Raw genomic sequence first — 25,742 nt, forward strand, 5'->3', positions numbered from 1 at the left:
GAATAATATAGGTATAAATCATGGAACTGGGTTAAATTTATTTTCTCCTTTCGAATAAACTGCTCTTAAGATTTCGGAACCATCTGAAGAAATTTCCCAAATTTCTGCTCCGTCTTGCATATCGACGCACTCATCAACCCTCCAAACAGGGGCTGTAAGCCTTCCATTTAAAGGCTGCGTAAATCCATGACAACTATAGCTTGCATTATCTGGAACATTACAGGACGGAGTATTTAATTTGTCTGAATTGTTAGCTTTAAACCTAATAACACCAATGGAACCATCATTAAATGAATAATTGCCGCCTTCTACTTCTTTAAGTTTATCTAACCTTAAGCCATAAAAATAATCATCAAAAGTACTGTAGTGGCCACAAGCTTCCAAGCTGGTGATATACCCGTCACAGTTAGAAAGCTCACCGGAAATGTATTTGTACAAATCAGTCCTTGAAATTACTCTTTGAAAAGTTTTAGTATTATCATATACATCATATGCAGTCCTTATTCTCTTAATAGTATTAAAATCATTTTGAGAAAGTTTTTCAACAGCTTTACTTACCATTTCTGTAAATTTAGTGGGCTGGATACTTTCATCTATCAGCTTTTGTTGAATTTTAGTAGGGTAATCTACAGTAGATCTAACAGATCTAAACCTTCCTTCTGGAAGATTGGCACTCAAATCCCTAAAGTGATAATCTAGCTTTTCCTTAACACTTGGATTACTAATATTGCTTCTATTAATACGGTACTGTTCATAGGCATTTCTTCTACTCTGAAAAAATTTGGAATCTATATATCCTGAACCCAATAAAGCCAATTTCAAGTAGTCATTATACTCCTTAAAAGATTCACAAAACTCAGTCCTCCCTTCACAAAAGCTAGTATATGACAATATAATATCAGCACAATCACTAGTTATATCTAACCCCCCTAAGACAATTCTCCCCCACTTATGCAATCCAGTGAGATGGCGTAGCTTTGGAAGGTTCCCAACTCCAGTAAAAAGCAAAGCAATATCAACAGCAAAAGAAACTTTCTCGATTTTTACGGCCAAATTATCGGAATCCACAATTCCTGCATAAAAAATCGCAGGTACATCATAAGGAACTATTTTGGATGTATTATTTTTTTCAAAAACAATAGTCACAGGTTGAAAATAATCATACTCTAAATAACTTGTCCTTCTCCTATCAAATGTCATTGCCTTAATTCTTAGCCGCTTTCTTTTAAACTCATCAATAAAAGTATATTCTACCTTAGGAAACCAAGACCTTCCTGTAGGAGAAACCACTCTTGGTGAGTAAACGGGTTTGTTAGCACTAATAGGGACATATTGGTGATATGAATATTTGTCTGGGTTAGAGAACTCACTTTCTTGCCATAGCATTAGAATATCAGACAAGAATCTTTCGTAATTATCTTCGTTCCATACCCCTCCTGGAATATAATTATAAAAATTAAACATTTTGCCAAGGAGAGGATAGTCAATATTTAAATATTCCAGCATTTCATTAGCATAATCGCTTACAGACCCAGTGTAATTAACTAAAAGGTCTAGAACTAGATCTTCATAATAGGCAGTAATAAAATTAGGGTAATCCAGTATATGACTAATTAGCAGATACCTATCATAAACAGAAAAATATTGAGCGTCACAATTAGCAACTGCTTTAACCTTTTCAATATCCGCTTTACTTAAAGACTCCTTTCCCTCCAGCTCCCTAATTAATTCTTGATATTCTTCATATATTTCCTGTCTTTCTGGAAGCAGATATCTCTTAAAGTGTTCAAATGGCGTTACAGGATGATCTGCGGAAAAGGATTCTGCCTTCAACACCATTTTAAAGTTGCCAAATTTGATATAACCAGCATGCTCGTTCACCTCCAAGTCTTTTAATATAATAACATCCGCTGGAGGACAATACAATCTAGCACTATTAAACTTTAAATCTTCTAACTCACCTAAAGATAAAGAGTTTAGACTGTATTCAAAGTTAACAAGTTTACCATTTAACCCCAAACGATATTTGTGAGGCATGCTTATTTCCTCATCTCCACTTGCATAAGCGCATCTTATTAATTGTAACAACTTTTGAAAATACTCTTCTCCACTATATTGCTGATCCTCATCCCTAGAAAAAATACCCCACGTCACCCCTGGATCATGGATGATGTCCCATTGTAGCTTTATAAGGTCTATGGCAGATGGACCGGCCTTTATACTCATAACATTGTCTGAGTATTTAGCTGCATCGCCCAGGTATTGATTGGCAAAAATGTGGCGCAACATGAAATTACCATGGCCTAGTTCATGGGCAAGTATCCGCCCTAAGGATTGCTCTGAGGAACGCTCCACATTGAACAGGAACCCGAACTGCTTCCCAAATGCCATTTTACCCTGCAAATCCTCATCTTCATAAGGGGCAATAGGCTCGGCAATAGCAAATAAATATGCTGCTTCTGGGTCTAGATTATCAGGGTCTTTGAAATTGACATAAGCGTCACGAATGGCTTTTTCTTTTCCGGTATAGTCGTTGCTCAACCGCTGAGACCGTGAAGGGGAAAACTCGCAAACCCCCATGTCACACCAATCAGTATTGTCCGCAAAACTGTTGTCCAGTTCTACTGTGTACCGCATGCCTACCTTGCCAAACACCTCATTTACCTTGGCTTCAATATCTTGGAGGTTTTTGTCAAAGTCATAATCTGACTTTACTGGCACCAAAACTACCTTTTTGGTCACCACAGGATATGAAGCCAACAAAAGGGCGCCAATGAGCTTGTCTTCTTCTCCGTCATTATACATGGCAAAGACCTCTTGTGCATCATTTTCCGGCCCACCGGCCAAGGTTATGGTATTGCCTGAATGCTCAAAGACAAAACCTTCACGGTTTACAAACCTTAGCTTGCTTGGATCAGCATTTCCTGATAGTTCAAAGTCCACATAATCAACGGCAGAAGGAACAATAGCTTTAGCAGAGAAATAGTCATCGCCCAGTTTTAAATAGTAATCCCTCATAGCCACCTTCTCGCCATAAATAGGTTGAAATTCGTCAAACCCATAGATGCCAAGGCTGGTATTTTCCTTAAACGAAACACGAAAGTCCAGGTCTGAAAGGGTGTCAGAAGGCTGTTCAAAACCTGGCTCATATTGTCCAACCCTTACAACCTCGCCTTCAGGCGATACACTGAACACCTCGTCTTCACTATCTCTAACCAAGGCTGGCAAGCTGGCAGACTGTGTTTCACCAGCCACTCTCAACTGGCCACCTTCTACTGATATATCACCCACCCCAATATTTCTATCTACCGTAACTTGCGGACGCAGTTCTCCTGTTACTACCCTTCCGGTATTGCTTCCTCCCTGAAAGTAATCTTGTGCTTGCTGTCCATATTGTCCAGCAGTACCTAAACCATCATCTACTTGATTGAGCAAGTCTGTAGCAGAGTCAATAAGGTCGGTAAGCTGATCGGCTCTATCCTTTATATATTGCCTGGTAGATTCGTCTAACAGGTACATATTGACAGAATCAATACTTACAGTACCATCAACTACACATTTTTTTGAATTGATATGAAGGTTTTCAAAAGAAGAAGCTAGCTGGATATGCTCATTTAAACCAAAGAAAGGGGCAGCGGAAATGGATGTTCCAGACCAAAGGTTATTGCTGGGGCCATCAACTGACTTAATAACCATATAGGAATCGGCGACATATATGGTATCGTCTACAGCAATACTTTCTATATGGTCAGTAACGGACCTATCGCAAGCACCTGGCACACCACATTCACTATCTTCTTCTTCGGCACCACCGACAGTGGTCGCGCTCAAAGGGCCATTAAACTTGGCATTGTCAGTACCGCATTTTCCTTGAAGCCTAAAGTGATAAGTAGCGCCTGGCTCTAGGTTTCCGACCGTAAACCTTAGGGTATCATTAGAAAAGTTGCTGGTAAGTAGGGTTTCAATATTGTTTAGGTTCTCAATATACGGGTCATCCCACGACTGGCTTTCTTCCTTGTAGGCCAGCCAATACCCATTCTTGTCTTCTTCAAAAGCCCAAGCAAGCTGAACTTCTGTTTCTGTCACATTGCGGACTATGAAAAAGGGAATGGTATCACACCTTCTCTCACTTTCCATGTCCATGTCCAGAAATCCGATATCGCTAAAAATGCTAAAGTCAGACCCACATCGGCACCGTACTTTATAGTCATATTGTCCACCAGGCTCGAGATCGGTTATTTTAGCAAACTTCTGTGTAGTAGTAAACAACTCCCATTCTTCTGTACCATGTGGGGCATAAAATAGCTGGTACTCATTAGCCCCACTCACACCAAGCCATTCAAAACGCGCCTTAGTTTCACTGCGAGGCTCAGCGCTTGTGCCAGATGGAGGAAAGCAATTGGCTGTAGGAGGGTCTGTCACCACATCTTCTTCACTCACGTCATCTACCCTAAACCACCCTAAAGGAGACATAGAGCTTTTGCCATTGGCACAGTTGTATTTAATACTATACTTATACAACTGTCCCGGATGGGCCACAATACCTGGCGCTTCAGCTACAACGGCATTATGAACATCTTCCCTTAAAGAATCTCTATGACGATATACAAACTCATAGCTCTCATGAACAGGAAGGGAGCTCCACGAAGCATTTGCCAAACCGCCATCTGGTGCGCCAATAGAAGAAACCACTAAAGTAAGGGGTTCTGGCACAGGGCAGTCTCCTACATAGTCCTCGTCGTCATGTGCTATGGTTTGCTCTTCACCTATACCGGTCTCCGTCCCGCAAACTGCATCGACCCGTACATTATACTGCCCTTCTTCAATATTAGGCAAAGTGAATGTTGTACCATTATGGTTGATGATTTCCTCCCAGTTCCCTGCATTGTGCTGGTACCTGATGTTATATGCATTGGCCGAAGAAACATCTTCCCAGTTGAGGTGAATACCCTCCTCGTTATTGGCAGAAATGTATAATGGTGCAGGAGGTGGGCATTCTATAACTGGTAGTGTAAATAATCCTCCGTATACCGGATCAAGCCAATTGTTACATTTGGCCCTGATCATATATTCATAAGTAACCCCTGGTTCAAGTTGTACTTTTGTCAGCACCAGTTCATTCCCCTCAGTATAGTCCAGCTTCCAAGGCTGCTCTGTACTCATAGGGCGGTATTTTATCTCATACTGCGTATGATTTTCATCTTCCGGCCACCTTAAAACTACTTGATCTTTGTTTTCAGACACCTCCGGTCTATATGGAGATACCTGATTGCAGCTTTCCTTAATACTAAAAGTAAAGACTTCCGACTCCCCTTGGTTTCTAAATCTAGCAGAAGAGTTTATTATCTGCCCATCAACCATTATTTCTTCATAGGCCTGCACCTGCCAAGCATAAATAGCTCCTGGCTCCAAAGGAAACATATTCTGGTCCCAAAGAAAAACCGGAGTGGTCAAATTACTGAAAGGCCTATTGTCCAGTTCAAATGAACCTGTCAATATAGCATCATAAGGGTTTCTATCCACAGGTTCTACCCTTACCATACGCATTCTATATTTTACACTAATAGATGGCGAAGAAATAATGCTCCTAGGTGTCCAAGTAAACATAATGCTACTACCGGCCATGTTAGGGTCTAGCATAGATACATTATGTGGCGTATTGAGAAAAGGTGGGTCGTTGAGGTTTACAGACACTGTAACAAAGTCAGTTTCGTCATTGGAGATGGGTATACCCGTATTGGCATCATAAGCCCTGAAGGAAATTCTCCAAAAACCCTCTGACAGTATACGGATATTATCTTCATTCGTGTGAATACCTCCATTATATTCTAAGTTACCATAGTCCAACAACTCCCGAAGATCCCTCCTGTTCAGCATGTAGGTCTGACCACCAGAAAGCTCCAAGTCTATTCCATATCTGGACTCTATAACTTTGTTATCTTTTGAAAACTTTACTTTTAACCTAATCCTATGAGTAGAAACAGAGAGGTCATTCATCCTAATTTGTACAGAAAAATTGGATGGCTCTTCATAATCAGCGAGCAATACGGAGGCACTTCTAACAGTGGGTCTTACCTGAACGGGATACAATTGTTGAGCCCAAGCATCTGAAAACTGAAGCAGAAGAATTAGATATGTAGCGATCCTTATTAGGCGTGGTGTCATTGTTTGCAATTCTAAAAAGATAAATTATAACCTACGGTACCCATAAATTCATGAAACGATGTATTGTAGAAGGTATGCTGGGCATCGGCAACAGCACGTCTTCCGGTATATCTCATATTCAAAGCCAGGGACTGAAATTTTCCTACTTTTAAAGAATAGGAGTTTATAATCGAAACGAGGTTAGCAGTAAGGTTGCGTCCTTCATAATTATTGGACAGGTTGGTTACCCAGTTAGCCCTAAGTTTTTTCTTGAAAAAAGCAGCACCCAGATTGAGTCCACCGCCAGCAAAATAAGCATTCCCAGCTTCATAGGTATTGCGGTTAGCATTTAAGTTAGCGCCAACACTAAGACCCGATTCTTTCCAACTAATATTATACCCTCCAAATGCCGCGGTCATACCATTGGCAATACGTGTAAGACCCATGGTATTAGAGATTTGATTATGGTTAACGCCACCATGCATATTATGTATAAGCCTACTGTTCTCAATGACCTTATAGTTCATGTTCAGGTTCATGTTCTGAGAAAGCTGCACAAAATTCATAGTGTCCAACCGGTCAAATTCAGTTGTTTGCAAAAACACCTCATCTACCGGCCTTACATTCGTAAAGCTGTTAAAATTGGAAAAGGAGCCGGATGCACTGAACCGTTCGCTAAAGTTCATGGACACATTAGCGCTTCCCACAAACCTGTTCATCCTACTCATGTTTTCATTATACAAATCGTCTCTCTGAAAACCACCCGTAAGAGAAAGAGACATTTTATTTTTAAAGAGTGTTTTTGAGAAGTTTCCAGTTATGTTCTGAAAATCGGAATTGAAAAAATATGCGCCCAAGGTCCTAAAGTCGGGCTCTACACGTTCAAAATTAACACCAAAAGATCCGTTGTTGATACCAAAAGTAATTCCGGTATTAAAGGCGCGGTAAAACTCCGTATTATCAGTAACAGGCATAAAATACAAACTGCCTATCCCGCTAGCAGCCATAGGAGAAACCTCTCTGGTATCGTGAGTAATAGCAGATGCAGCCCCTTCAAAATGAACAGCAACATCTTCAGCAATGGATTTTTTAAGAATAATGCTATAAACCTGATTTTCCATAGGCCTTACCCCAGAGAAAACAGAAGGGGAAAAAATAGACTCCGGCATATCGCGGGCATAAAATGTAATAAAGGAAATTTCATCCCCACCATCACGTAAACCAGCCTTAATACCTCCCCCATACCTATCATAAACAGGCAAAATGCCCCTTTCTTCAATACCTTCAGATGCACGCATTAACCTACCACCCATAGCCGATATAAAAAACTTATTACGGTTCCACTCAACACCACCTCCCAAGAAGTTATGACCAGATAACGTGTAAGGAGAGAATGTCAGATTGCGATATCCTGCATGAACAGTCAAGTTTTTATAAGATGGACTCAATCCTATAATATTAAATGGTTGTAATTGATGGGAGAACTGCTGGTTGGTATAGGCAAAAGACACCGGAACAGTAAACCCATACCCAGAAGCGGTAACATTACCAGTAACCACATTGCTAAATGGGTTAAATCGATCATCTGTTCCAGTGGCCAGGTATAAGTTGTGATTATAGCCAATGCCCCCGCTAAACCGGATCTTCTCATCCTTTATCTTGTCCAATTGTTGTCCGAAAGCATGTACAGAAGATAGTAATATCAGTACGAGAACGCTTTTAAAACCGTAAAATTTTACCAAATTCATTATCAATTAATTCCACTGTTCCAGCCTTACCGGATATTAACCCGGCGCAGGCCCGAGGGCAGTATTACAATATCACAATCTTATATGTCAGCACTGTAGAAACAGTAGTAACCTTGACCATATACATACCTCCGCTTTGTCCATCTATATCTAATGGAACCCTATAGCTAGTTTCTCCCGAAAGCGTAATCGTTGGTTGAACGTGCATACCATCAGAACTCAATAGGTCTACCTGAACCTCTCCTTTAGAAACCGTGCTAATGAAGGCATTGGTAGTTTGGCCAGCACTGATAGGTGAAGGATAGACCAGAAGTTTATTGACACCTGGAGTTACACTATATGGATCATCGTCTGTAAGGTCTTTAAACTCAACCTCAATTTCCTTACTAAGAGAAACTTGACACCCATCTCTCAACGAAGTCTGCGTTATTTCATAGGTTCCTTCATCTGGAGCAATGAACCGTATTTCTCTACCAGCCGAATATTCCATATTATCAAGGCCAGTTAAATTGCCTTCGGTTTCTCCTTGATACACTTCAAACAAGGCTTCGTCAAGCGTCCATTCATATTCATCAGGCGCAGGATGGGCCACATCTACCAAGACTATGGTATCGCCTACAAAATTGCGCGAGGCAACAATGAAATTAGGCTGTATAGGGCGAGGCTTATACACTACATCAAACTCCTCTATATGCTCACAGCCAAGTGTGTCACTGATTTTTAGCGTTACAAAGCCAGACGTGTCAAATTGAGCGATCCTGGTTCTAATCGTGTCTTCTAAAGTCGTAGACGTCCACTCATAACTAAGACCATCCAAAACAGCATCCACACTAAACTCAGAACCTGGGCAAGGGTCAAACCGGTCGGCCAAAAGGTTGATCCCATTGTCCGTAAGCTGACATAAAAGAGGCTGAATAGTATGAATTGAGCTAAGCTCGGAAGATCTGGAATTGACCGAAACCTGTGCTACATATTTATTATGTTGGGTAAACCCAAAGTCAGCAGAAGGCAGTTCTATACGCCAGTTTCCATCACCATCCGAAGTCACATTTCTTATATACCGTAAAGTGTGATCTTGGTCATAATCGGCATATGAGTATCCTTGATAAATCTGTACCTGAGCATTCGGATATGCAGATTGACCATAAATTACAATACGGTCAATATCTAATACATTACTAGAATCAATGACTGGTGCTATAATGCCATCATTGGAACCCATTTCATTGTCAAGGTTCAAGTTAATGGCCTTAAGCAGACTATTTTGGGAAAACATCCTGTTCGTGTTCATCCTGATATTATCAGAATTCCTTATGTCTAAGGCATATTCCCCAAAATTAACAACGGTATTTCCTTCCACCATAACAAACTCTGAGCTATCAATTAAAATAGCTGTACCCTCCATTCCTCTAACCGTATTGTAGTCTTGTCTTTCCTGACGTTGGACAAAGGCAGAATCGATACCAAGGAAATTGCCATGAACTGACCCTCCGGCAGCCATGTATAGTTTAATGCCTGGGACGGATAAGCCAGCAATCTGGTTTCCAGATATTACATTATTATTAGCTGTTAATCCAGAGGTCTGAGGTTTAACAAGAATACCCGTCAAATCTGAAGAATTTGGTGAAAGACCGTCTGGATCTACACCAATTTTGTTGTTACTGATCTGGTTATGATGTGAAGAGTCTCCTATCATTATAAATGCCATCTCCTCGTTCCCTTCTTCTAGACGACCCTTAGGCATATAGTTATTGCCAACATATTGCGCGGAAGCATTATGAAATTTTACAGCAGGGGCATAACAAGGCTCACCAACAGAACCAAAGGTATTTTCCTTTATCACATTCATGCTGTTAATACCCTTCAGGTCAACACCTGAATGATCATAAGCCAAGAAGTTATTTCTAACAACTCGGTTGTCCCTACTGCTTTTAGTAACTAAAACACCCGTTTCCACTTCCCGGAAAAGGTTACGTCTTATCTGGTTTCCTTCTCCTTCTTTAACAGCGACTCCGTAATTAAAGCCTTCAAAAGTAGAGCGGTAAATATTGTTTCCAGATCCTTTTTCGACCACAATAGCAGTGTCTCCAGTAAATGACTCTGTACTGGTAAAAGTCAAATTGTGCAGGCGGTTTGCTGCATTATGCACCATAAGGCCCGTAGAAACATTTTTAAATATAATATTAGCAACTTCAGAGCTATCGGTGTCATTTATGATAACAAAAACAGGTTTTTGCCCAAACTCAGGAAGTGTAGTGATATAGATCAAGGAATCTGCATCTGCTTTTTCCTGTTCTTGGTTATAGGCTCCTTGTGTTACACTACCATTCATAGAAAACCCTAAGAATGCATCAATTTTAGGGAGAGAGTCCGCTAGCGCAATTTCATGAGGCCCATCATCGTCTATCTCAAAATACACCCTTGTGAATACATTTGAGCAATTAATATCATGCACCGCTTCTCGAAGTGTGAAGCTACCCGTATCTGCTGTACTTTTTACCACTACCCGGTGTTCAACATTATCAAAGAAATATGGCACACCTGCCTCCGAAGTATTACTGATACTATCAGAAGCTGTAGCTGTAAAGCTATATACATGTTCAGGATCCCTTTCATAAAGGTCTTGAGGGACACGCACCTGCCAATTGCCAGAACCATCTGCATACGCAGTATCTATAAAGGTAGCAAAAGTAGGACGTAGGGTATCAGAAAAGAAAAGTTCTATATAGTCTTCAGGGTCTGAAGTACCATAGATATAAATACTTAACCGTTCTTCATCGCAATCATTTTCCCTTTTTACTTCATAACCGAGAATTATAGGTTCTTCTTTATCATTGTTAGAGACATCGCCCGTTTCTCTATGAAGGTCAATTAGCAAGCTCTCTTCAGCTTCAACAGCAGAAATTATATTTTTACTGATAAATACGCCTTCAGAACCACGCAAGTCATAACCTACAGAATCAATCTTCCCGACCCTGTTTTCTCGCACATTAACTTGATTACAATTTTCAAATACAGCGATGTTCTGGGCAACATGCCTGAACACATTGTTAGAAACAGCAGAAGAGTCTACGTTTTCAAAAGACACCCCTGACATAACTACACCAGGAAATGTATTAGACATTACCTGCAAATTTTTCGAATCCTTGACCTCTATGACCAACTGTGCGGAGTCGCCCACAAACGCATTACGACGGATCCGGCCATCAGTTTCCTGAAGCTGAAGTCCTGTATGAGCGTAATCAAAGTCTACAGAATTATGGGCAAAATCTAGTCCCTTAGCCTTGTTTATAATTGCCGGAACAAGGCAATCTTCAAAAGTATTGTCGAAAACAGATATGGTATCAGAATCATAGGCAACAAGACCTTGATTGGCTACCCTTACTTCAGATTTTTTCAGCGTTACATGATGGTTTCTACCCGGAAGCATTAGAACTGTTTTCACTGAATCTTCAAAAATCAGATTATCAAATACCATGTTTCCGGCATCTTGTTCCAATGAAAGTGCTATATCGCTAATTTGTCTAAAGGTAAACTTAGACATTTCAACGCCGGCTGATGTACTGACATGAACCGCAGTATCAAACGCCTGAACAATAAAATTCTTAAACTCAGAGCTTCCTGCTGTGCTATCAATATGCCAAAAGCGTGTAGCTCTAGACGAAGACTCTGTTACGCCTTTAAACACCCTAATAGGTTCATCATTATTTAAAATGTTGCCACCATTAAACTCAATACCATGGGTGTTGATAAATGAAAGCATCTCTTTTGACAAGTCTATGTTATACCCGCTAGACCCGTCGATAGCAAAAGAAATAGCTGCTTTTTCCGGCTGTGCATTAGCGCAAACTACAGCTTGACGGAAAGAGTTTGGATAAGGGACTTCATTGTCCGCATTGTCTCGATTGCTTGTGACATAGCAATGTCCAACATAAAATATATCAGATAACTTAGAGGTATTATTCCCATCATCGGTGGCAGTAGCAACCAAAGTAATCGTTTGGTTCTTAAATGGCCGAGGGAAATAGTCTGCATTTGTTGTGTCCAATACAAAGTGCCATTTTCCATCCGAACCAGTATGCGCTTTGCCTACATAATGCAGGGCATCTTGGTAGTGCCCCTCAGACCTATAGAAGTGAACCGTGTCGCCAGGCTCGGACTCCCCATACACATTAAAGATACCAGTTGCAGATCCACGTTCAAAAGTGTCAAACGTTGGCTTTGATTTGAGGTAGTTGCCATTCTCAGCATGCTGTATAGCATAACATGTAGGCGGGTCTATAAGACTGTCATTTCTAAAAAATGTATTATAGGTAATTTTATTACCAGTTCCGCCGGAAACCACTAAGCCGCCTTTCCAGTTATTAGAGAAAATATTTCCAGAGGTATCAGTTTCTCCAATGTAGTTATTTGAGGAGTAAATAATCATACCCACTCCGTCGCTATGCATTGCGTTACTCAAGTTTGAAGAACCAATCCGGTTCCGGTTAGCCCTTATACCACTTGAGGTGGCATCGATAATTACACCCGCAGAATCATGGCTATAAGAATGGTTAGAGAGTAAGTCGACATTTGAAGAGTTATTCAATAAAATTCCAATGTCTGACATCCTTACTATGTTAGAAGAAACAATATTGCTATCCCCATCCGATACGGTTATTCCCCTGTAGACCGCCCTTGCAATTCTGTTTCCGCTAGCTTCCGATTTATAACTATTCTTGATTTGTACACCATATTCTACTGTATCAATAATAGATGATATTGCCCTAACCCTTTGCGTGTTCTCTAGCAAGACCCCAACCTCCATAACTATACTGGTATCTGCAGGAAACCGGTTTCCTAAAATATAAGAGTCTTTTGAGTCGGTGATTTTTACTCCATTTGGATAGCCTTTAATGATATTTTCTTCAGCAAAAGTAGAGTCAACATTTTGAAAATGAATAGCCCATGCATTGCTGGAAGGGTTTTCATAATAAATATCATTTCCTAAAATAGCTACTGTATCAGCATTTACAAATACTGCATTATCATAACCCGCACGGATTATGTTGCTATTAAGAACAACATTAGGAGTTAAAACTTTTAAGCCAATCGGGGCTGTTTCCGAAACAAAAATGTTAGAATCCAGACTGATGGACAAACAATTGTCAGCGTTGAACTTTACAGCCTCTGATCCAAATGATTGATATGAAGAGCTGGAGTTTTCGAAGTTCCTAACCACATCTAAGTGAACCGCCTCATTAAACTCCCTAAAACCTAACCCATGAACTGCTATATTTCCTTCTGTATTAACCTTAAGGCCATATGATAGACTTTCACTTCCTTTTACATATACAGCAGGCTCGTTCATTGAGTAACCTGGTTGAGACGTAGCATCTATAGTAAGCTTCATTGCCTCAACTTCCGGCAGCAATGATTGCGGCGCTATAGTAGGATTGTCGCCAGGTATATCAAATAACATTAAGTGGCATTCATCACGGTTAGCTTTATTGATGTTATAGCGAAGCGTACCCTCCACATCGTCATCAGAATTTTTGGTAACAAAACAAATTTTCAGATTCGGGTTGAAAGCTGCAGAAGCCTCAGAAGTATACTTATCAGCATTACCATACTGATAAAGCGGATTTAAAGTACCCGTAGCACGGAAGCTTCTATCATTAATATCATGCGGCGAAACATCAAAACGGTACATGAACCTTCCTAAATGGTCTGCTTCAACTGTTGCAAGCAGCTGTACCATATCTAACCCTCCGGTGTTGGTTTCGAAAACTTCAACAATGTCATGAGGATTGGCAACACCTTTAACTACCAGTTGTCCATGATGGTAAGTAGCATACTCAAACTCTGGTACACGGTGTCCATTGTTAGACTCTACCGTTGAACCATAATGTAGGTGAATAGGTTTAGAGCCTTCGAGCATATCAGTCATGGTGTTACCTGTAAACTGGAAGTCCTCCGATCCTGACAGTTCAATTCCGTTACCACTGATTTGCTGAAACTGGTTATTTCTAAAAACCCCTTTACCACTACTCAAAACCTCAAAGCCAGATGAACCCCCAGAAACCGTGTTTCTTTCTATGCTAATATTTTCTACATCCGCAATTAATACCGGAGAAACCACCGCCTCATCACGAGGAACAAAAGTGTTTAACCTTATCGTATGATGGCTTCCTCTACTGATCACTAAACTTCTGTCAATCTGATCCGCATCAACCAAAGAACTGCCATCACCTATATAGCTAAATGTATTTCCTGAAACAAGCGCACTGTAGGTGCGATCCAAATGGACTCCAAAGCCTTTGATCGGTAGCTGTCCATCAGCTCCAAAAATATTTTCCGTGACTATGGCCCTTCCTGTAGTAGCATAAACACCAGCTTCTACATCATATACTTCATTACGATGGAACCTAACATTTCCAACACCAGCAAAAGATACAGCCGTGTCAATATTGGCAAAGGTACTGTTTTGTATAATTGAATGATTTCCTGTAGAAACAAGAGAAGTCCTGAAGTTTTCGAACTGTAAATTTCTAAGGGTTAGATTTGATGATCCCCATTGAAATGCATAAGGAAGCCTATCTTGCCCCTTAATGGTAACCGGTATTTGCTCTGGGTCAATGACCACTCCATAATTATTGTTTACAACAAAGCCCTCACCAATAACCTCTATAGTATTATCCCCGACAGAAAGATCAAAAACAATTCTTGCAGAAGCACCTTCACCACTACCTGCCAAATTAGCACAATCTACGGCAGCCCTTAATGAACCGTCACCTTCATTTTCTGTATTGGTCACATAGCAGACCATTGGGTGATTTCCTAACCTAACAGGTCCAGAAAGTTCTGAAGTACTACCATCCGGACTGGTAGAAGTAACAACAAAAAAAACATTTTCGGTTACAGGATGATACTGCTCTGGAATGATAAGTGACCACTCATTATTCTCAGCAGTAGTTTCTATTACAAATTCAGAAACAGGTTTGCCTGTGTGGTCAGACAAAAATACCTGAATTTTATCCCCTGCCGAAGCATGCCCTGTGAGTTCTGCCACTTCATCCTCTCTTACAGTAGCATACATTTCATAAGGAGCAGGATACTCCTCATTACCTTCGTTTACATGGCGTATTGCAGACTCAGAACCAGTAATAACATTATACAATATACTATTATGAATACCGCCATCAACTAGCACACCAGCATTTGAGGCATTTCTTATCGTGTTAGGATACTCCTCAGAGCCTACCACATTTCCACTACCAATTACAGTTATGGCATTGTCAAAGGTTTCACCCTCGTCACTTTCGCAGCCAAAACAATTACCTAAAATCTGATTGTCATTCCCTGCAATTATTACAGGCTCTGAAACATCGTCAATCCTGATTTGCTGGATAATGGACTCATCACTGTTTATATTAATACCGGTATCCCATCCAGAAAGAGATAGGTTACTAATTACCACATGGTCTGCCAAAACATTAAAGCCTGTTCCTTCTGATCCACTGATATCAATACCCTCTTCTCCCAAAATATTTACCGGAACCTCAATATCACGAAGTGGCGTCTCCAATTGAATAACTGCCGGATCCATATCAAAAGCAATGGTACGGCATTCCCCTGCATGTGCACTATCCACAGCAGCCCGCAAAGAGCCTGCACCATCATCATCTGCATTCACGACCTTACAAACACAGTTTAAACAGCTAAGCGCATAAACATCCGAAAGCTCAGAAGTACGCAGGTTATAAGTAGCTGTATTAACATAATAATTTCTTGCATCAGGGTCATAATAATCTCCTTGTGGAATATCCAGTTCCCATAAACTATCTGCATCTGCAACAGCATAATCAATGTACGCTAAAGCTTGCTGTGGCATGTCCGAAGACAAAAACACTTCTACGGTATCACCAGGCGAAGACTTACCTCTTACAGTAACTCCTGATTGCCTTGAGTTATAATTTTTAAAAGTGGCTGCAGGTTTGTTACTGTTACCCGCACCATGTAAGTCTATGGCTTTAACAGAAGCATCTTCGTTAGAAATAACATTTTGGCTAATTTTAACCAAGTCTCCTGAAACAGAAACTCCACCCTGCCCATTATTATGTAATGTGTTATTAAACAAATACATATTATCAGAAACAGCCACAGCAAAAGCGCCGACACCAGAGATGTGATTGCCTTGGATATCAATATGACCGGATCCGGAGATACCATTGCCTGATAAGCCTACAATCTGGTTATTGCGAACCTCAGCAGTTCCGTTATAAAAATAAAGTCCTTCATTGCCAGAAACAATTTCGTTATTCACAAATGAAACACCCGTTCCCCCTACATTAGCGTAAGCTGTATCGTTATCAGCAAAAACATTCCTAGAGATATCAGCAACGTCCCCACCGGTTTGTGCCAGTGCGTAACCAAAATTTTCAAAAGTAAGATTTCTAATGCTCAGATTATCCGTTGACCAAGAAAAAGCTATTAACTGTCTATCCTGTGCAAGAATTTTAACAGGCGTTTGTCCAGGATCGATTTCCACTCCATACGCATTGGTTACAACAAAACCAGAGCCTTCAACAGCAATTTCATTTTCTTCGTTAGGAAGCTCAAATATAATAGACGCAGAAACACCTGCGATTGCACCTGCGTCATTGGCACAATCTACCGCAGCCCGTAGAGAACCCTCTCCTTCATTATTTGTATTCGAAACTACACAAACCTCTGGAAAGTCCCCAAGCCTTACCATATCTGAAAACTCAGAAGTGCTACCATCCGCACTCGTTGCAGTGGCTACCAGGTAAAGGTTTTGTTTTTCAATTAAGTGTTCACTAGGTATAGAAATCACCCATGAACCAGTGGTTGTATGGGTCTCAGCTATAAAAGTATATGCAGACAAGCCTTCTGGGTCGGACAAGAAAAGCTGTACTTCATCGCCAGCCGAAGCCAAACCAGAAACAGTGGCCGTGCCATCTTCCCCTAAAGTAGCAAGCAGTTCACGTGGAGCAGGATATTCATGATTCCCTCCATTTTCATGAACAATACCTGAGCCTGTACTAATCAGCGTATTATAAAGAATTCGGTTATCCAAACCGCCATCTACCATAACACCCGATATACTGGTATTCTCAACAGTATTAGGGTTATCAGCAGAACCGAAAACATTTCCGTGTCCGCCTATAACAATTCCATTATCAATAGGCCCAGAAGCATCACAGTTTATACAACTACCCAAAACGGTATTGAAGTTACCAGAAACAAAAACAGGCAACGTAGAATTGTTAACTTCTACACCAGATACAAGTGATGAATCGCTCCGCAAGGCAATTCCCGCTTCCCAGCCAGAGAAGCCTAGATCATAAACTTCTGTGCTTTGAGACCAAGCGTCAAAACCTACCCCAGCACCAGTTCCATTTAAAACAATTCCCTCTTTACCCAACACAACAAGTGGAACATGGATCTCCCGGACAGGAGATTCAAGGTTAATTACCTCTGGAGACATTTCAAATGAAATAATTCTACAAACCCCTGCATGTGCACTGTCTACAGCCGCACGATAGGAACCTTCCCCTGAGTCATTGGCATTTACGACTTCACATACACAACTGTAACAGCTGGTAACATAAACATCAGAAAGTTCAGATGTCCTATTTTCTGCCGATGCCGTATTTACATAATAATTCCTTGATTCAGGGTCAAAATAAGGGCCTGAAGGAATATATAAAGACCAAGAACTATCACTTTCTGCATATGCGCTGGCAACATATTCAAGGGCCTGTTGAGGTCTGTTGACACTAACAAAAATCTCAACAGAGTCTCCTGGAGCGGACACTCCGGTAAGTGTTATGCCACGTTCGTTTATATCTTCACCAGTAAACTCTGCATAAGGCTTGTTCTGGTTTGCTGACCCATGTAAATCTATAGCCCTTGCTTCATCACCAATATTAGTAATAGTATTTCTGCTGATATTGACAAAATCATTGTCAACATAAACCCCAGCACTACCGTTATCAACCAATATATTGTCAAGTGCTTCTGAATGATTTCCCAAAGAAATCCCTGCTAAAGCAGAAGAGTGAACGATGTTTCCACTAACAGATATACTACTATCGCCCACAATTCCATGACCTCCTACTCCTCTAGTATCATCTCCGTTGACACCTATACTATTATCTGAGACCACAACATTGGAAGATCTTACAGTATGAATACCATCTGAACCAGTGCCAAGAACAATGTTTTCAGAAATAAGAGTATTGTTACTAGACACAATATGCAAGCCTATATTGCCAATAGAACCTACATAATTATCTCCGTCTGAGCCAATGATGTTGGACACAAAGTTGGTATTATCGGAGTTAATAACCTCAAAGGCTTGCTGTCCGGCTTCTGTAACTATATTATTATTTATCGAATTGCCCGAAGAGACATTTTGAATTGTTACAGCATTACTTCCAATTCCGGCAAAAGTATTCCCCCTTACATTATTATTAGAAGAACGGTTAAAAAACATACCATTGTCAAAGCCAGTGATGGTATTATTAACAACCTGCCCAGAAGTAGCATTTGTCAATCTTATGGCCAGGCCAGACCCTTCAAAGGTATTGTTCCTAACAATGTTTCTAGAACCTCTAATTACAACAGCCTCCCCTGAAACGTCTAAAAATCGGTTCTTTTCAATGAGTGTACCATTGTTGATAAAACTCAATTGTATAGCATTTCTAAACCCTTCAAACTGCAAACCTCTAAATTGGGACTCTGAAACACTAGCATTTTGCACAAGCGCATTTTGACTATGCTGACCTGCTTGAATAACAACATCATAAATCCCGTCACCAGTTTGAGAAAAACCATCAATTATTACACCTTCAGTAATAACAGGTAGTGGTGAGTCAATGGAGATAACATAAGGTTGCCCAGGCTCACGGTCTTCCTCTATTGCAAAATGGACAAAGTCCAAACCTTCGTTCTCATTGGCGCACTTAATGGCGTCCCTTAAGGAGCCAATCCCTTCACCATCTTCTGTGGTGGTAACAACACATGCACAAGGCAAAGAGGTAATACGTAGCGTATCAGACTCGGCTTCACAGCCAAAACTATTCCAAGCCCTAACGGTATAGTTGCCACTATGGTAAGGATAAAGGGCAGAGCTCATACGTCCGTAGTCATCCCCATTTAGCTTCCATTGGTATGAGTAACTATTCAAACCTTGAAAGTTAATTGCATCAGACGCGCAACGCTCGTAAACTCCAGGACTAACAAACCTAAGATCCGGAAGCGGGTTTCTTGCAACATTAACAGAGTTACGGGCCTCGCAACCAGTAGTAGGATCAGTAACAGTTACATGATATCCACCAGGCGAGTATACAGTTATAAACTCACCTGTTGACCCGGTACTCCATTCAATATTATCAACTATAGAGCTTTGCAAGGTAACGTTTCCGCCTGCACAGAACTCTAAAGGGCCAATGATATCTGGTTGTTCCGGTGCCTGAAGTACAGAAACTCGGACACTATCAGAATAAAAACGACAACCAGAAACATTGCTATTTCCATTGCTTATTGCTACTGCATGATATAGACCACTATCTGCAACAGACAAACTCGCAAAGTCTAAACGGGAAGAATTTCCTACCCTCAGAAAATCATCTTGGTACCATTCAAAATCGTAATCGGTACTTGAAAGCTGCGATGATATATTAACGTAATCACGTTCACATGCTTCGATATCTCCTGACAAGCTAAAAGTAACATTAGCCCCGACCCTTAATTCAAAGTTGTCTGAACCAATGGAACATCCAGTTTCATCGTCTGTCACTTTAAGGGAAATCGTTTTATTGGCTTCTACAGAAGATAGTTCCAGTGCATAATGGTTCTCTGCTTCTTTAGTATCATTGACAGACCACTCCCATGAAGCATTATCCAATGGGTTTGCGTATTCTACTTCAATATCCCCTCCATAGCACACCTCTGAAAACTCACTTTCTATAACAGGCTTTTCTGGATAGTCATGAACAACAAGCTCTGTTGCCGGCAATTCAAACGAACACCCGGTTGTACTTTGGTGAACAATAACAGAATATAAACCAGCATTTTCAATGCCCAATTCCGCTATATTAAATTCGTGGCTAGATGAAGCCTGTATTAAAGAGTCCCCTAAATACCATTCATAACCTGTAACATTTCCTTGTACCCCTTTAACACTAGCAACAACTTCTGAACCAATACAAGTGGGTGCATCAAACTCAATTTCACCACCAGGAAATTTAAACCGGCTAACCTCAACTGGTGCTGTAGTCATCCTACATTCTGATTGCGTAAAGGTAACGGTGTAAGAACCATCTAAAGAAGCATAAAACTCCCTTTCGTCAAAATCAATAATTTCACCATTCCTCCGCCAAACATAATCTTCCTCACTTAAAGGAGCCTCTAATAAAACACTGTCTCCATAACATATCTGCAAAGGCTCCTCATGTATAATATCTTCAACGGGAACAGGTGTTTGAACATTAAATGTGTCACTAACCTCATTTACACATCCTATAAAATCAGTCACCTGCAAGTTGACTATGACATCTTCACCGTGGTTGGAAAAAGTCCTTTCAGGACTCCAATTTCTAACAGTATCTTCACCTATTATCCAAATTATATCAGACTCTCGAACTGACAAATTATTAAATCTGTAGTTGTTTGCGTAGCAAGCAGGATAGTCAATAGAAAATTCTGTATCCGGTGCAGCACGAACAAAAACAGTATCTGAAAAGGTATGTTGGCATTCATCGTCTGTTTTATTCTTACCTGTTAATGTTAAAGAAACAACATACTCTCCAGGCTCTTCAAAAGCGTGCACTACACTTCGATCTTCCCCTTCTCCTTCCACCGAATTACCATCGCCGAAATCCCACTCCCATGAATCAATAGTTCTTTCGGGAAAGTTAACAGAATAGTCAAGAAACTCAGTGTCCATATTTTGGCAAACAACGCCAGGAGTTGTAAACTTTGCTAAAAAAGGAACATCTACACTTCTACTTGATCTTGCACAACCATTTCTTAAAACAATAGTATACTCCCCAGGGGCATTATACTCATGTTCCCATGGATGCTTGTCATGAGAAATTTCCTTATCTCCGAAATCCCATCGAAACCCATCTTCCTGATCAGATTCATTTACAACGCCAAAGGGATTGCACTCTGTTGTCAAGAAAGAAACGCTAGTTTCACATGGAGTTCCTCCTCCTCCACAATCCCCAACTGTTAAGTCTCTTTCATATGACTCTGAGCATATTTCGTCCTTAATTTCAACCCTGAAATTATCCCTACGCCTAGACCTCCTATCTTGAAGAAAGGTAATAACAGAACCGTTTTGATCTTCAATTAAGACATTGTTATGATACCAAGAATACTCATACCCTGACTTCTCAGTAGCACTTAAAGATACCTCAACCGTCGCATTATTAATACATGATTCCCAAGAGACACTTGAAGAAATATTAGCCACAGGCGACGGGATATATCTAACATAATCCGTAGATGCCCCTATACAGCCATTACTATCAACAACCTGTACTCTATAATGTCCACTTGACGTAATATTTAAAGACGACGAGTCTGACAAAGCTTTTCCATCAGGCTCTTCGGTCCAATAATAACTTTGAAATTCCTCCAATGTAGTCAAGCCAGCATTTTCACCCTCACATATCCTGTTTTCACTAAACGCAGGAGTGGGGCTAGGAGCTAATTCTATAGTTTTGGATAATGAAATATCACCAAAACGTTGGTAGTTAACCTCCAAAACATAAGTACCAGGATTACTTCCCCATTCAACAACAATAGAATCACCTTGCTGATCTACGACCTGAACTCCTTCCGGAATATTCCACTCTAAATTCGTAACATGTTCATCTAATTGCAATGCAAATGTTGCCCGTGAATAAGGACACAGAAAACCATTTCTAAATTCAATGTTTTCAGATAAAGAAGAAGCAAGCGTGGTATTTAAGAAAATAGGAACAATATTACATTGACCCTCTACAGACGAGTTTATACGTATCGAAAACGCTTTATTGTCCATTGAAGTTATGAACAAAGAATCCCCTGCTATTTCATAAGAAAGAGCGTCACTAACTATAATATCAAGCTCTAGGCCTGCCTCATTGTCAATAGCATAAGAATACACCTCACCTCCTCTATTGCCTATAAGTGTAGGGCCTTGAATAGCTATCTGACTAGCAGAGTGTTCAACAAAAACATTTTTTGAAACGTTGTATTCCCTCTCTCCTCTCTTTATTTCGACAGATAAACTATTTCTTCCTGGTTTCAAAAATTCAAGCTCAACCTCAGAATTATCTCCACCAATACTTTCTTCATTAAGAGACCAAGAGTGTTCAACACTATACCGGTCATCTTCATTAACAAAGAAATTATAAATGGCAGACACACAAACCGTGTCAGGGCCCAATATCATATAGTCAAAATCAGGAATAACATCAAAACTAAAAGTGTCTGAGGGACATGATCCGACTTTTGAAACTGCAACTACGTCAAATCCATATGGCTCGCCCTGATCCCAATCTATATTAATTTTTTCTCCATTTTCATTGAAAGAATATTCGTCATTATAAGGAATCCAATGTAGCTCACTTTCTTTTCCTGAATAAAAAAGTTCATATTTATAAGTTAAATTAGAAGAAACTTCATTTTCGCCAATTACAGAATCTATAATAGGGCGATTATGTACATGTATAAGCAAAGAGTCTTCATAGTTGCAAAAAGCACTAGAGTCTGCAGGAAAAGCATAGACATAAAACATGCCTGAATCTAGTCCAAAATGGAAAAGCCCTGACTCCTCTTCAACTTGATTACCCTCTCCAGAAACAGCCCACAAAAAATCATGAGAACTTCGGTTAGTTAAAATTTGGCTGCTGCTATTTACACAAAAATCGACCTTAGACTCTAATATACCAAAGTCTTGTCTAATTTGAACAGGGAAAGATGCGGTAACTGTAGTATCAAGAACCTCATGATACATGCTTAAGTTAACCTGACCTTCACTTCCACTTCCCCAATCAACCAAAATAGAATCCAAAGCATATCCTTCAGAAGAGCCTGAAATATTCCCCCCTTCAACTGACCATGTATAATAAGCACCTGGAACAAAATCAGGCAAATTACTATAGTAAGTCCCTTTTGATGAACGGCACACTACACTATCTCCTGAAAGATTAAAAGATGTTGAAAAAATTGGTATTTCAACATCTACAGGTAATTCACAATACCCGGGTTGATTACAGTCGGTTGCTTGCAAATAAACTCTTCCGTTACCATTTTTACCATCTCCCCATAATACTTCAATCTCAGAAGAACCTTGCCCGTTAACAATATGCCCTCCTGAAACTTCCCAAAGAAAATCATCACATTGACTTTCCGCCAAATAACTAATTGTTTGCCCAGGCAAAACACTCGTAGCATGTAAAATCCTATTTCTAACACCAGGGTTAACACTAATAGTATCAAAGTAAGAAACTGCATGGCCACAAGCATTGGTAGCAGTTAAACTAACAGGATAATCGCCAGGTTCACTAAATAAGAAGGACGCATGCACATCTTCTACAGGAGAAACCCCTTCGCCAAAATTCCACTGATAAGAAAAGTACTCTTTATTTTCAGTAGTGTTTGTGAAATAAATCTCCTGGCCTATGCACAATTCAGGGTCTGTAATGTTGAATTGAGGGTCAGGCGTAGAATTAGCAACTAAAGTATTACCACTAAACTCATACGCTCCTATATCTACAGTATCTTGAAGAATTCTTTGATTACCATCCAAGTCAGTACCACTGGGGGCATATTCATTAGACCCAGCATTTATAAGCTGAGAACTACAATGAAGCCGAAAGTTGCCGTTTTCTGGATCAATAAATCTAGGGTTTACGTCTAAATTTCCTTCACCAGGATATCCATTTTGAACATTAGAAAACTGAATATCAAAATCGTCATTATCCTCTAGCTTCAAAATGCCACTACCATTTGACCATAGGCAAGAATTATAAATGACAGCATTACTTACATCCAGTAATGAAGTTGATAAATTATTACGCTCTTTATTATTATAAAGAGTAGAGTTAATTAACTCCAGTCGAGAGCCACTACTAAACAAACTTCCATCGCCCCCATTCCAAAAATTATTTGCATATAAAGTATTAGACACATTAATTTGGCCACCACTAACTAGACTATTATTACCAATTTCATTATCAGTAATAACAGAATTATTAATGCTCAGATTAGTCGTTCGAAGCAAAGCAGAGCTTTCTCCTTTATATTGATTGTTTGCCAACTCAGAATCAGAAATAGTCACTCCAATACCATAGGTACCAACCATATTAAGCATAGCATGAGAATCGCTAGTTCCTATGTTACCAACAAACTTACACCTTTCAATTGCATAAGTACCAGTAGTGTTAGTTGATATTAAAGCCCTTGTCCGATTATCTTTAAAAACACAATTTACGAGCTTAAATGTATTGGATGGCTCAAATGCTATAATGTTAGCACCTTCATTTTCTTCAAAGCTACAATTCTCTATTACTCCTTTTGAGGCTGTAAAACGCATAAGAGGAATAGAGTTTCGAGAGGTATTATTTTTATTAAAAATACTATTATTAACTGCTATATCATCAAATGAAACTATCCTTAAATATTGTAACCCTGAATTATCCTGAGCTTCTAAATGATCTATGAAAAGCCTTTCTCCCATTGGAAAGTCAAACACAGTAGAGTTATCAGTAGAATTATTACTTCTGAACAAATTATTTTCTATACTTATATTCTCTGATGCCATTAAAAAAATACGACCATCAAAATGGTTGTTCAGAAAAATATTGTTTGAAATATTAGCCTTTTTGAGAGGATACCCACTTTGGTGTGGGGTAACTATAAATCCTTCTAGGCTGCAATCCTTAAACTCATTATGCTTAAAAGACAAATCTACAACATTGCCCATATAAAAAATATGTGACTCAGAAATTAGGTTTTGAAAAAGACAATTGATAAAATCAACTCGTCTCGAAAATATTCCTGAAGGGTGTTCTGATTCTCCCTGAAAAGTACAATCTTGAAAAGTTGTTAAGTCAAATGAATCAATATACCAGGAATTATTGGATCTTTCAAAAACTATCAAGTTGTTAATAAACTTGCTATAGCCACTCCCCCCCCCAGTCCTAATAGAATTATAGATTGACGAGTTAGAGATTTGAAGATTGCAATCCGTATAAACTTCAACCAATGTACATTCATCTATAAATGTATTTACATCAAAATGGCGTCCGGGCATTGTAACAGCAAGCTCTTCTGTTAAATGACAATATGCAACATAAATATTAATTCGCTCAGATGGATTGGCAGAAGCGGCATTGTGGTATGAAAAAGAAACATTTAAAAATTTAAACCCATTAAAGTGGTAATCGTAATCCGATTGACTTGAGAAAAATGCTATTCCCGACCTTTCTTCACTTGAAATTATCGTATTATGAAGTGATAAGTCTCTAAGCTCCTTATCTTCTTCAAAGCCTTGAAAGTTACCAAAAAAGCTTATGTGCTTATCAATGCGAATACTATTTTCAATAACATACTCCCCCTCCGCAATCCAGATTTCATCTCCGTCTTGGGCTGCTTCAATGGCATCTTGGATGTTGGTAAAAGGGGTATCCCAGGAAGAGCCGGTTTGTACACCCCCTTCATATGATCCGTTTACAAAAACAATGTCTGCAAAGGCTGGACTAAACAGCAGTAGCAGCAGAACTGAAAAAATAATTTTCGTAAAAATTTTCATATGCGTTAGCATTTATCCTAATTTTCTTAAGCTTT

At 39.8% G+C, this 25,742-nt stretch carries 3 protein-coding genes; all 3 read right to left on the reverse strand.

Annotated features, from left to right (window positions below; genetic code table 11):
- Positions 1 to 18: 18 nt before the first annotated feature.
- Positions 19 to 6,165, reverse strand: coding sequence for a hypothetical protein (locus RCC89_02050; GenBank protein WMJ71958.1), 6,147 nt, complete (start codon positions 6,163 to 6,165; stop codon positions 19 to 21).
- A gap of 11 nt (positions 6,166 to 6,176) precedes the next feature.
- Positions 6,177 to 7,811: a hypothetical protein gene (locus tag RCC89_02055; protein WMJ71959.1), complete on the reverse strand. Its 1,635-nt coding sequence runs from the start codon at positions 7,809 to 7,811 to the stop codon at positions 6,177 to 6,179.
- A gap of 145 nt (positions 7,812 to 7,956) precedes the next feature.
- The gene (locus tag RCC89_02060; protein WMJ71960.1) at positions 7,957 to 25,707 is read right to left on the reverse strand and encodes a right-handed parallel beta-helix repeat-containing protein; all 17,751 of its coding nucleotides are present in this window, start codon (positions 25,705 to 25,707) and stop codon (positions 7,957 to 7,959) included.
- Positions 25,708 to 25,742: the final 35 nt, after the last annotated feature.

This window comes from Cytophagaceae bacterium ABcell3, from assembly GCA_030913385.1.
Lineage (GTDB): Bacteria > Bacteroidota > Bacteroidia > Cytophagales > Cytophagaceae > ABcell3.